The following is a 12,314-nucleotide window of genomic DNA, read 5'->3' on the forward strand; positions in this document are numbered from 1 at the left end:
GACTCCGCTCAGCCTGACAGAATGGAATAAAAAGCACTGTTAAAAGGGCACAAAAACCATTTTTACCGTCAATTTTAATTGGCGGTGAATGCTTTTAGAATACACTTCAAAATAAACCGGAGCAACGACTACAGGTTCATCACAAAAAAACACAGATGAAAACCATTCATCTGTGTTTATCTACTTTATCGTTATCAAAGTGTAATAAAAAAACTAACTAAGCCTGCAAATCGGCCATTACGGCTTTAATTTTAGCGCCTAGTTCCTCATTTACTTTTGCAAAATCAGAGCGATCGGCCAATGGCGCATTTACGCTGCAATAAAACTTTATTTTCGGCTCTGTACCGCTCGGGCGGGCAGAAACAATGCTACCATCTTCGGTTATAAACTGTAAAACGTCTGATGTTGGGTAATCTAATTTCGTAACTTTTCCTGTTGCTAAATCAGTTTCCTGACTCAATTCGTAGTCTTTCAACACCGAAACTTTCGAGCCGCCCAACGTTGCCGGAGGATTCTCACGGAACTTTACCATCATGGCCTTAATTTCCTCGGCGCCGGTTTTACCTTTTTTGGTAAGCGAAACCAAGTCTTCTTTGTAGAGGCCGTATTCCACATACATATCTAACAAGGCATTATATAAGCTTGCGCCTTTGTCTTTATAGTAGGCCGTCATTTCAGAAATAAAAGCTGCAGAAACAACCGCGTCCTTATCGCGAACTAAATCGCCGATTAAGTAGCCATAACTTTCCTCGCCACCACCAATAAAATACTTCTTGCCCTCTAACTCGGTCATTAACTGCCCGATATATTTGAAACCTGTTAATGTATTGTAGTAAGTTACGTCTTTCTTTTTCGCAATTTCCTCGATTAAATTCGAGGTAACAATGGTTTTAACAATAAATTGGTTTCCATCTAGCTTTCCGCTTTCTTGCCATGCCGAAAGCAGATAATTAATCAATAAACTTCCGGTTTGGTTACCGTTTAGTAAAACCCATTCGCCGTTGTTGTCCTTAACAGCAATACCAACACGATCTGCATCCGGGTCGGTTGCCAAAACCAAATCAGCATCAATTTCTTTTGCTTTGTTCATAGCCAAAGTCAGAGCTTCTTTTTCCTCTGGGTTCGGATAAACCACCGTCGGGAAATTACCATCGGGTTCACTTTGTTCTTCTACAACGGTTACGTTAGTAAAGCCAAACTGTGCTAACGCTTTTGGTACCAGCGTAATTCCCGTTCCGTGAATAGGTGAGTACACGATTTTAAGGTCGTGCTGTCTTTTTATTGCTTCTGGCGAAATTGAAAGCGCCGCAATCCCATCCAGATACAGCTTGTCGACATCTGCACCAATCATTTCAATATTTGCTTCTACGCGGTCAAACTTCACCTCGTCGATGCTTTTAATCTTATTTACTTCATCAATAACCAGTTTGTCATCAGGCGAAGTAAACTGGCCGCCATCGGCGCCATACGCTTTATAGCCATTATATTCTTTAGGGTTATGCGAAGCCGTTAACATGACGCCGCTTTTGCAACCGAAATGACGAACGGCAAACGAAAGTTCGGGAGTTGGCCTCAGCGCTTCGAAAAAGTAAACGTGAATTCCATTTGCCGAGAAAACATCGGCCGTAATCTTTGCAAAATAATCAGAATTATTGCGACTGTCGTGTGCAATAGCAACACTAATTTTCTCACCTTGATATTTGTTGTTCAAATAATTGGCCAGTCCCTGAGTGGCAGTTCCGATAGTATATTTATTGATGCGATTTGAGCCCGCACCCATAATACCCCGCAAGCCTCCGGTACCAAATTCTAAACTTTTATAAAAAGCATCAGTTAAGTCGGTAGTGGCGTTGTTATCCACAAGTGCCTGAATTTCAGATTTAGTCTGTTCGTCGTAATTTCCGTTTAACCACTGATTTATTGTGGCTTGTGTTGTTTGATCAATTGATTGCATTGAGCTGTATTTTAATTTAATATCTGGTGTTGAACAAAATTTCTTTAATGAAGTTTGGCGAAAGCGAAATAAATTTGCCTCCTCCAAATTTTATTTTGTTGAGGGTGTTGCTTTTAAGCTGCTTTTGTTTAATTTCACGCCCCGATACAATAATAAAGAAAATCCAGTATTAAACTGTGGCCACGGTAACTTTTTCGCAATATTGTGAAGTTATGACGCGTTTCTTTTAGTTGAACCAAATACTAAACCAATTGAGCCATTCGTGATTTTGTTGTTCAAACAATTAATTATGAAGGGCTCAAGAAATAAAAAACAATTAGCATCAAATGAAAATATTAAAATTTGGGGGTACATCTGTTGGTAGTCCCGAGCGCATGACGAAGTTGTTGGATATCATTAATCCAAATGAAGAACAAATTGTGGTTTTGTCGGCCGTGTCTGGCACCACCAATAGTTTGGTAGAAATTGCCAATTATTTTTTAGCTGGAGATAAGAAGAAGGGAAGCGAGTGCGTTGAAAATTTGTATCAAAAATATAAGGATTTTGTTGTTGAGTTGTTGCCCGCCGCAGAATTTCAGGAGCAGGGAAATGAAGTAATCGATTATCACTTTGGCTTCTTGGCGGGGTTCGCCAACGATCTTTTTACGGCAATTGAAGAAAAAGTGGTGCTGGCCCAAGGCGAATTGTTGTCGACAACGCTTTACCATATTTATCTAAAATCTATCGGTGTACCTTCGGTTTTGTTGCCCGCACTGGATTTTATGAAAACTGATGACGATAACGAGCCTGATATTCCTTTTACAACGAAGCATTTAACGCCGCTTTTGGCGCAACATGCAGATAATAAGCTCTTTATTACGCAAGGCTATATTTGCCGCAACAGTTTTGGCGAGGTTGATAACCTGCGCCGCGGCGGAAGCGATTATACGGCATCGTTGTTGGGCGCAGCAATTATGGCTGAAGAGGTTCAAATTTGGACGGACATTGACGGAATGCACAACAACGACCCGCGAATTGTAAAGGGTACTAAGCCAATTGCGCAACTTTCGTTCGATGAAGCGGCAGAATTGGCTTACTTCGGTGCGAAGATCTTGCATCCGCAATCTGTTTTTCCGGCGCAGAAATATAAAATTCCGGTTCGTTTGCTAAACACAATGGAGCCATCGGCATCGGGTACTTTGATTACTCACGATAGCGAAAAGGGAAAAATTAAATCTATTGCCGCAAAAGATGGTATTACGGCAATTCGCATTCAATCGAGCCGGATGTTGTTGGCTTACGGCTTTTTGCGCCGAGTTTTCGAAGTATTTGAACGTTATAAAACGCCTATCGATATGATTACAACATCGGAGGTTGCAGTTTCGTTAACAATTGATGAGGTTGGAAATTTGCCACAAATTATCGAGGAGCTTGAAAGTTTTGGCAAGGTAGAGGTTGATACCAACCACAGTATTGTTTGTGTAGTTGGCGATTTCGGTTCGGAAAAGCATGGTTTTGCAAGCCGCGTTTTAGAAGGATTAAAGCACATTCCGATTCGAATGATTTCTTACGGTGGAAGCAACTACAATGTTTCGTTATTGATCTTGAGCGAGTATAAAACGGAGGCTTTACGAAGCTTGCACAATAGATTGTTTGAATAAATTGATTTATATTAGCGTTATGAATGAGGTATTTTTTTTAGTGGAAGAAAGTTTGGAGGGCGGTTATGTAGCCAGGGCCCTTGGCGAATCTATTTTTACTGAGGCGGATAATATGGATGATTTGAAAATTAACATCAAAGAAGCCGTTCTTTGTCATTTTGACGAAGATAAAATGCCGAAGATTATCCGCATTCATTCTGTTAAAGAGGAACTATTAACCGTATAATGAAGGCACCTCGTGATTTATCAGCGACGGATCTAATTAAGGTTTTAAAAAGATTTGGTTATGAAATTACAAGGCAAAAAGGCAGTCATATCCGGTTATCACTCGTGGTTGGAGAAACAACTCACCATGTCACAATTCCGAATCACAATCCTTTGCGGTTGGGAACACTAATGTCAATTATTAATGATGTGAGTGACTTTTTAAAAGTTCCCAAAACCGATATCTTAAAGTAAATTATTCGAACAATAGGTAAAAAGCACCAATGATAACCAGCAGTCCAATCAGGAAATGAAAGGCGAGGAAAGTTTGAGGCAGTAAACCGTTTTTGTACTTTTTATACGAATTCAGTAATCCTATCGAAATGATTAAAACGATAAATATGGAGGCAATAATCTTCATTTGCGAATAAATAAGAAAAACAATGCAATCAAAAGCAGTACGATAAAAAACCGGACTTTTCCGTTATACTGTTTCCGGGTAATTCTTCCGTGCTTTAAATCGAGATAGTTACCCAAATAAATCAGCCCAAAAAATAGAATTAAAAATATAATAAGAAATTTGAACATGTTCGCCGATAAAGATATATCAAAGTTTAGCAATATAGAAACGCCTTTTTATTATTACGATACCGATTTGTTGCAAAAAACGCTGAGCACTTGTGCACAGGCAGCAGCGCCTTATCAATTTCACATCCATTATGCGTTGAAGGCAAACTTCAATTCGGTATTGTTGAACCAGATTAAGGAGATTGGCTTCGGAGCGGATTGTGTAAGCGCCGGAGAGGTGAGAAGGGCCGTAGAAGTTGGTTTTGATCATAAAAAAATTGTGTTTGCCGGGGTGGGTAAATCAGACAAAGAAATAAACGAAGCGCTCGATCTGGATATATTTTGCTTCAACGTGGAGTCGATTCAAGAATTGGAAGTCCTTAACGAGCTGGCCGCAGCTAAAGGCAAAACCGCACAGGTGGCCATCCGTATCAATCCGAACGTTGATGCCCACACGCACCACAACATTACCACGGGGCTGGATGAAAATAAATTCGGTATCAATTCATGGGACTTGCCAGAATGTGCCGATACCTTAAAACAGGCCCAAAACCTAAAGTTTGTTGGAATCCACTTTCATATTGGCTCTCAAATTACCAACCTCGATGTGTATAAAAACCTTTGCGTAAGGGTAAACGAGTTTTGCACCTGGTTTGAAGATCGCGGTTTTGTGGTCGAAGTTTTAAATGTAGGCGGTGGCCTGGGCATTGATTATTACAATCCTGATAACCAGATTCCAGATTTTGAGTCTTATTTTAAAATCTTTGACGAGTTTTTAGACGTTAAGCCAAACCAGGAAGTTCATTTTGAATTGGGGAGAGCGCTTGTTGGACAATCGGCCTCGTTAATTACACGGGCCTTGTACATCAAAAACGGTAAGAAAAAGAACTTTGTTGTTTTGGATGCCGGAATGACCGAATTAATGCGCCCAGCTTTGTACCAGGCATATCATAAAATCGAGAATTTAAGTCGGAAATCCGAAGTCGGAAGTTTTGCGCCTGCGACGATCAAATACGATATTGTTGGGCCGATTTGCGAAAGTACGGATTGCTTTGGTAAGGAAGTAGAACAGCCGGAATCGTTCAGGGGCGATATTTTTGCCATTCGCAGCGCTGGCGCCTATGGCGAGGTGATGGCATCAAAATATAATCTCAGGGATGCGATAAGATCGGTTTATAGTAACGAATTGTAGAACTTGTCGTTTAACTACAAGTCGCTCCAAGTTTAACAAGGGAGTCAAGTTTTTAAAATGCACTGCCCCCAGAAGTTAAACACTTTACGGGGGCATTTTTATGAGTAGAAAAATTAAATACAGTTTAGAGTTAAAACTGTTATTGGTAAAACAGGCCATCAAAGGAGAAGGCTCTGTGCGTGCGATAGCTAAAGAAAACCAACTTGACCACACCATTCTGGATCGATGGGTAAGTTTTTACAAAGTCTATGGGATAGAGGGGCTACGGCTTCCTGCTCGCCAATATGATGGTGAGTTTAAGTTAAAGGCAATACAGACATTAAGAGCGGGAGGCTTATCTTTGTACCAAGCCTGCATCCGGTTCAAGATTCCTTCAGTCAGTATGCTTAGCAACTGGCAGAAAAAATATGAAAGCCATGGTGCAGAATCACTTTTCAAATCATGTCGAGGAAAGCCAAAATCTATGAATAAATCTGATAAAATCCCAAAACAAGGTACTGCCAATGCGCGGGAGCAGGAACTGGAAAACAAATATTTACGTGCGGAAAATGAATACCTAAAAAAGTTGTACGCCTTAATTCAGAAGGAAGAATTAGAGAAAAGGAAAAAGCGCTGATTATCCATGAATTAAGGCGGGAATACGACTTAAAGGATTTACTTCAATCGGCAGATATGCCCCGAAGTACATTCTACTATTATCTTAAACAGGAGAAAACAACAGATAAATATGCACAGATCAAAACGCAGATCAGGAAAATATATGAGCGGCATAAGGGCCGGTTTGGCTACAGAAGGATAGTGTATGCTTTGAGAAATCTAGGGTTTCACATCAATCGTAGAACAGTTTTGAGGTCGATGAAAGTTCTGGGGCTGAAAAGTGTGATTAGGGCAAAAAAATACAGATCCTACAGGGGGCAGTTTGGAAAGGCGCCAGACAATATATTACAACATAATTTTAAGGCAAAATGCCCCTCTGAAAAATGGGCAACAGATGTTACAGAATTTAAGGTAGGCTCACAGAAGGTATACCTATCGCCGGTAATCGATCTGTTCAATGGAGAAATAATAAGTTACGAATTAGCGGGAAGTCCCAATTTCAAGCAGGTGACAGATATGCTCAAAAAAGCATTTAAAAGGGTGCCTGGAAAACGGACGAACCTAATCATACATTCGGATCAGGGGTGGCAGTATCAGATGAAAGCATATCAGGATTTATTGAGAAAAAAGGCCGTTGTACAGAGCATGTCGAGAAAAGGCAACTGTTTAGATAATGCAGTAATCGAAAACTTCTTTGGAACTATAAAATCTGAACTTTTTTATTTGAAAAAGTACCAAAGCATAGAAGAACTAAAAAAAGATATTAAATCTTACATTACTTATTATAATCACGACAGAATCAGGATTAACCTAGAAGGAACGAGTCCGGTAAAATACCGAACTCATAGGTTTAAAAATTAAATTATTTTTGTGCATACTTCTGGGGGCAGTCCAAGCTAAAATTATAAATTGTATAACCTTGCCTGTACCATACAAATCTAAATGACGATGGTGCTATTTAGGAACGCGATCCTCAATCCGAATGGACTTAAAACAGCCGCAACTGATCGCCTGGTGGTTTCTCCTTACCAAACACCGTCCGGCCGCCGTATTTCCAGCTGTCGGTTCGTTCGCGGGCTATTACTTTATCAAAATCCATATTCGGTATAAAATCCTTTTCCGCATTTTTGGCAATCTGATGAAGCGATTTAATCGCTTGCTGCTTATCGCTGTGGCCAATTTTCGCACTTTCTACTGCCTTTTGTAGCACGCTTATGGTTTCATCAAAAACGTTTACAGGCACCGGAAACGGGTGCCCATCTTTACCTCCGTGGGCAAACGAGTACCTCGCAGGATCGGAAAACCTCGATGGCGTGCCATAAATCACCTCGCTTACCAAAGCCATCGACTGTAGAGTTCTCGGCCCCATTCCCTGTAACAACAACAATTCTTCAAAGTCTGCTGGTTGCTTTTCTTGCGCCAACCATAAAATGCTTCCCAAACGCTTCAAGTCAACATCTTTTGCTTTCACGTCGTGGTGGCTGGGCATTACCAGTTTTTGAACTTCGGCCATCATGCGCACGGGCGACTCTTGGGTAATCGCCATCATGGTTTGCCTTGTGGTATTTGCCGCGCTGGCAGTTAGATTGAGAATTTGACCTTGATTTATTCCACAAACGCCCGAATGAGGCTCCTCAATAAACGATTTCAGATTTTCCGAATGCCAATGGTAGCGCCTTGCCGTTGAACTGGCATCGCTCATTCCTTGCTGAACCACTGCCCAATCGCCATCGCTGTTTAAGATAAAACTGTGCAGATATAGTTGAAACCCGTCTTGAACCGCAGTATTGTCAACCTTGGCACTTAATTTACTGGCCCGAACCAGTTCATTCCCATTGAGGCCGGTTTTATCGGCTATTCTTAACAATTCGTTTGGCGTTTCGCGGCTAAATTTTCCTTTGCCACCGCAGATATAAATCCCCAATTCCCGTGAGAGCGGGTTAATTGACTTCTTCAATGCGCCCATTACGGAAGTGGTTATGCCCGACGAATGCCAATCCATGCCCATTACGGCACCTAAACTCTGGAACCAAAATGGACTGCTGAGCCGACGAATCACTTCACTTTTACCATATTCTACCAATATAGATTCCACAATAGCCAGCCCGAGTTTGGCCATGCGCTGCGCCAACCACGGCGGAACATGGCCATAATGTAAAGGTAAATCCGCACTTCCTGATCTTTTCAATACTAACAAAATTAGTAATTTTATTGATAAACTGAAACCATCGTTGTGATCTTTTAAAACGTTTGACCCTTTATTTTGTTAATTTTGATCAACTCCTGATTGCATGCGTAAACTTTTACAACGGTTATTGAGTAAATGGGTAATTAAAATGTCGAACAAGTTTGGTTCAAGGCCAAACCGCGACCGTATTCACGATGCTTTAATCAAGCTGTTCGCCGAAATCAATGGCGAAAAAAGTAAACGGGGAATTACCCTCAATATCACCAGGAACGATAAGATTGTGGTTTTTTCGGACCAGCACAAGGGTGCGCGAGACTTTGCAGACGATTTCTCATTGGCTGAAAAAAATTATCTAGCGGCTTTAAAGCACTATAATTCGAATAACTTCCATTATATAAACTTAGGCGACAGCGAAGAGTTATGGGAAAATTTGGTAGAATCGGTAATCAGGCACAATAAGCAGAGCTTCGAGGCCGAAAAAATGTTTATTGCTCGGAAGGCTTTTACAAAAATATTCGGAAACCACGACCTTTATTGGGATAACGATCCACTGGCAAGCTTCAACCTAAAGCGGATATACGGCGAAAGCGTTCGCATTTATGAGGGTGCAATTTTAAAGCTTGCGCTCGACAACCAAAATTTAAATATCTTTTTAACGCATGGCCATCAAGGCGATTCTGCAAGCGACGGCAACTGGTTTAGTAAGTGGTTTGTAAGTACAATTTGGGCGCCACTGCAATCTTATTTGCAGATTAACCCAAATACTCCCGCTTACGATAACGAGTTAAAAACCGCCCATAATGAATTGATGTACAGCTGGCAGGCGCAACGGAAAAACACCATCTTAATTACGGGGCACACGCATCAACCCGTATTTGCTTCGCTTACTCACCTCGAAAGAATTTACATGCGGCTACAGGCTGCCGTTACGGCCAATGATGAAGTTGAAGTTGAAAAATTAAATGCTGAGTTAAAGATCAGAGTGAGAGCAGGCGCTTTAGCTCCCGAATTTAAAGCGTACGAGCCCGGTTATTTCAACAGCGGCTGCTGTTGCTTTAACGATGGCGATATTACCGGAATCGAAATTGAAGATGGCTTTATCCGACTTATTAAATGGTCATTCCAAAAAACAGGATCGCCCGCCCGGTTTTTATTAGAAGAAATGCGATTAGAGGAACTTACGGAGCCTACTTAATCGGTAATTCAACGAAAAACGTGGTCCCTTCATTTTGTCCCGCACTTTCTGCCCAAATCTTTCCTTTATGTACATCAACGTACATTTTTGCCAGCGTTAAGCCTAGCCCGTTCGACAATTCTTTGGCGGTAGACTTGCTACTGAGCGGAGCAAACTTAACAAACAAGCGATCGAGATCTTCCGCTGAAAGACCAACTCCGCTATCTTTAATGGCTATGGTAATTGTATTTTCAGCTTTTTGATGGGATATTTCAATCACTCCATTGGGTTGCGAGAACTTGTTTGCATTTTGTAAAAGCTGATAAAAAACAGTCGACAGTTTTTCTTTGTCGCCATAAATTATCAGCTCCTCATTATCATCAAACTGAAGTGCTTTGTTTTTTTTAACAGAATCAAATTCAATTGACTGCATAGCCGAACGTAAAATTGAACTTAAGTCGATTTTTTCCTTTTGTGGTTTAAACGAGCCGTTTTCTCTTCGGGCAGAACTGAGGATATTGTTCAGCTGATCGACGATTGTTTTCGATTGCACGTTGATTTTTTTAGCAATCGTCGCAGCTTTTTCGTCAATATTTTGCATTCTGCTCATCAACTCAGCCTGCAATGAAATCGTTGTCATTGGGTTTTTAAGGTCGTGAATAAGCACATGTAAGCGATCGTCCTGCGCCCTCATTGTATTTCGTATGGCTGTTCGCGTCGCTAGTTTATCAGTTATAATAACCGATAAACTTTTCAACATATTTACCTTTTTATCAGTCACTAACGCCTCTGTATCTGAATAAACACTTATCACTCCAATAAGTTTATCATCCAATGTTTTAATTGGTACAGATAAGCAGAATGTTGGCGCTGATACTTCGTTATTATTTGCTAAAAATACTTCCTCTGTTTCGAGCACCTCCACTGCACCTTTTAAAAATTCATCAGCCAAAATGCGATCGCCTAAGCGGGAGATAGTGAAAACCTCATCACCAACGAAACTAATACAGGCATTGTCAACTTCAAAAATTCCAGCGGCCAGTTTACAAATATTGTCAAAAGCGAGATCGGGGTTGAGACTTAAAATTTCGTAGGCGTTGCCATTTCTTAAGCGTGTTTCTGCGGATGTCGGGTGAATATGGGTCATCTGTTTAGTAACAAATAATAATAGGAATATTTAGACGTTTTTCGAATTTGATAAAGTTAAATAATATCTTTAATAACATAATTATTATAAACAATTATGTGCGTTATCAGTTAATACATTGAAAACCGTGTTGAGGATAACAACTATAATTCGCAAACAAAACAGCCCAAAAATGAGATTATACATCGAACGTAAACCCGTAAAGGTAAATCCCGATACCAAACGAGTAATTGCCCGTTTTTTTTTCAACGGAGAAGAAAGAGCTTTACAAGTAATTAAAAAAGTTTTAGAATTTTCTGATGAAAAAGTATTTGCATTAATTTCACCAATACTGCAAGAATACTCTAAAAGGCATAGAAACATCACCAAAATTTTAAATCGGCATAGTAAAAAGTTAAAAAAACAACTTGCCGTTTTGGGTACCGATCTCGAAGATTTAGACCAATACAAAAGGCTCTTGATCGGCGCTTACTTTACACACGAATATTCAATAGAATCAGCAGCATTTTTCAATCCGAGTATTGTTGATGATCCCGACCAAAGCGATTTGGTGGAAGGAGAGAAGCGGGTAATCATCAGTTTTAGGGCCGTGGGAGAGGGGCATATTTCGTCAATCGTATTCAGAAGGGCGCTCATTGATAAACACAACAACATTCAGGTTTTACCTGTCGGCAATTATGTAGATGAGGCCGAAGTAGTAAAAAATGCCATTTACGTAAAGAAGCTCTTTTTTAAGAAAGCGGCATACGCACAGATAGACCCTTCGGTTATTGAAGAGATTGAAGCACAGCTGGATGATAAGTTCGAGTACACCAGCCTCAGCAACATTATTAAAGATTCAAAGAGTTTACATAAAGGTTCGCCAGACAGACTGATAGAATACGACAAAGTGCTTTGGCTATCAGACACTTACCACACCATATCGTTCTCTAAGGACACCGATATCTCAGATCGTGTTATTTTTCCCATTTCGGAATTTGAGCGAAAAGGGATTGAAGATGCCCGCTTTGTGAAGTTTGTGAAAGATGATGGAAGAGTGCTTTACTACGCTACTTACACCGCTTTCGATGGTTCGCTAATTATCCCGAAATTGGTGCAAACGGCAGATTTCTACGAGTTTAAGGTGATACCTTTGTACGGCGATGGTGCGCAAAATAAAAACCTCGCTTTGTTTCCCCGCAAAATAAATGGAAAATATGTAATGATGAGCCGGATTGACGGATGGAACAACTACCTGATGTTTTCTGACAAAGTAAACGTTTGGGAAAACCCCGTGCTTCTGAAACAGCCGCGTTACGACTGGGAACTGGTGCAAATCGGAAACTGCGGATCGCCGATTGAAACCGACCGCGGTTGGCTGGTGGTTACCCACGGTGTAGGGCCTATGCGCAAATACTGCATCGGCGTTGTTCTGCTCGATCTTGAAGATCCCAGTAAAGAAATTGGCCATTTAAAAGAACCTTTAATTATGCCGAACAACGAGGAACGCGAGGGCTACGTTCCAAATGTGGTATATTCCTGCGGCTCCATCGTCAGCAACGGCGAATTGATTATCCCTTACGGATTATCAGACTACAGCTCATCATTCGCAACGGTAAATTTAGAACTATTGCTAAATAAGTTGCTGGAGAACGGTGAAAGATAAGCGTGC

The 12,314-nt window shown here is 40.8% G+C and carries 12 protein-coding genes; 8 read left to right on the forward strand and 4 right to left on the reverse strand.

The features are described 5' to 3' along the window. Window positions 1–217: 217 nt before the first annotated feature. Window positions 218–1,954, reverse strand: a complete 1,737-nt coding sequence (locus tag IZT61_RS01535) for a phospho-sugar mutase (protein ID WP_196099454.1) — start codon at window positions 1,952–1,954, stop codon at window positions 218–220. Window positions 1,955–2,280: 326 nt separating this feature from the next. Here IZT61_RS01535 and IZT61_RS01540 point away from each other — a divergent pair, with 326 nt between their 5' ends. Genes IZT61_RS01540 through IZT61_RS01550 form a run of 3 tightly spaced genes read left to right on the forward strand, consistent with a single transcriptional unit; the run spans window position 2,281 to window position 4,053 of the window. Further along, a complete protein-coding gene (locus IZT61_RS01540) occupies window positions 2,281–3,594 on the forward strand; it encodes an aspartate kinase (protein WP_196099455.1) in 1,314 nt (437 codons plus the stop codon). Window positions 3,595–3,613: 19 nt separating this feature from the next. Next, window positions 3,614–3,820: a 2-oxoisovalerate dehydrogenase gene (locus IZT61_RS01545; protein WP_196099456.1), complete on the forward strand. Its 207-nt coding sequence runs from the start codon at window positions 3,614–3,616 to the stop codon at window positions 3,818–3,820. Further along, window positions 3,820–4,053, forward strand: coding sequence for a type II toxin-antitoxin system HicA family toxin (locus tag IZT61_RS01550; RefSeq protein ID WP_196099457.1), 234 nt, complete (start codon window positions 3,820–3,822; stop codon window positions 4,051–4,053). Before IZT61_RS01545 ends, IZT61_RS01550 begins: the two co-directional genes overlap by 1 nt. A gap of 1 nt (window position 4,054) precedes the next feature. On the opposite strand, the gene IZT61_RS01555 is transcribed toward IZT61_RS01550, so the two are convergent. Next, entirely contained in the window at window positions 4,055–4,219 is a 165-nt protein-coding gene (locus tag IZT61_RS01555; protein ID WP_196099458.1) for a hypothetical protein, read from the reverse strand. A gap of 165 nt (window positions 4,220–4,384) precedes the next feature. Here IZT61_RS01555 and lysA point away from each other — a divergent pair, with 165 nt between their 5' ends. The 3 genes from lysA to IZT61_RS01570 all read left to right on the forward strand — a co-directional run bounded on the left by lysA (window position 4,385) and on the right by IZT61_RS01570 (window position 7,015). After that, window positions 4,385–5,557 (forward strand): diaminopimelate decarboxylase, encoded by a 1,173-nt coding sequence (gene lysA, locus IZT61_RS01560; RefSeq protein ID WP_196099459.1) that lies wholly within the window; start codon window positions 4,385–4,387, stop codon window positions 5,555–5,557. A 100-nt stretch (window positions 5,558–5,657) separates the two neighbouring features. Further along, window positions 5,658–6,173 carry a helix-turn-helix domain-containing protein gene (locus tag IZT61_RS01565; RefSeq protein ID WP_196099460.1) on the forward strand — a complete coding sequence of 172 codons (516 nt, stop codon included), beginning with the start codon at window positions 5,658–5,660 and terminating at the stop codon, window positions 6,171–6,173. Window positions 6,174–6,175: 2 nt separating this feature from the next. Beyond that, complete coding sequence (locus IZT61_RS01570; protein WP_230383944.1) at window positions 6,176–7,015, forward strand: IS3 family transposase; 840 nt, start codon at window positions 6,176–6,178, stop codon at window positions 7,013–7,015. 127 nt (window positions 7,016–7,142) lie between these two features. Here the strand turns inward: IZT61_RS01570 and IZT61_RS01575 are convergent, their stop codons facing one another. Further along, window positions 7,143–8,342: a DUF763 domain-containing protein gene (locus tag IZT61_RS01575; protein WP_196099461.1), complete on the reverse strand. Its 1,200-nt coding sequence runs from the start codon at window positions 8,340–8,342 to the stop codon at window positions 7,143–7,145. 103 nt (window positions 8,343–8,445) lie between these two features. On the opposite strand from IZT61_RS01575, the gene IZT61_RS01580 reads away from it, so the two are divergent. Further along, window positions 8,446–9,537, forward strand: a complete 1,092-nt coding sequence (locus tag IZT61_RS01580) for a metallophosphoesterase (RefSeq protein WP_196099462.1) — start codon at window positions 8,446–8,448, stop codon at window positions 9,535–9,537. On the opposite strand, the gene IZT61_RS01585 is transcribed toward IZT61_RS01580, so the two are convergent. Then, entirely contained in the window at window positions 9,530–10,663 is a 1,134-nt protein-coding gene (locus IZT61_RS01585) for a GAF domain-containing sensor histidine kinase (protein ID WP_196099463.1), read from the reverse strand. The two genes, IZT61_RS01580 and IZT61_RS01585, sit on opposite strands and share 8 nt — an antisense overlap. A 172-nt stretch (window positions 10,664–10,835) precedes the next feature. On the opposite strand from IZT61_RS01585, the gene IZT61_RS01590 reads away from it, so the two are divergent. Next, a complete protein-coding gene (locus tag IZT61_RS01590) occupies window positions 10,836–12,308 on the forward strand; it encodes a glycoside hydrolase family 130 protein (protein ID WP_196099464.1) in 1,473 nt (490 codons plus the stop codon). The last annotated feature ends 6 nt before the right edge of the window (window positions 12,309–12,314 follow it).

Origin of the sequence: Pedobacter endophyticus (assembly GCF_015679185.1) — a bacterium.
GTDB classification, from domain to species: Bacteria; Bacteroidota; Bacteroidia; order Sphingobacteriales; family Sphingobacteriaceae; genus Pedobacter; species Pedobacter endophyticus.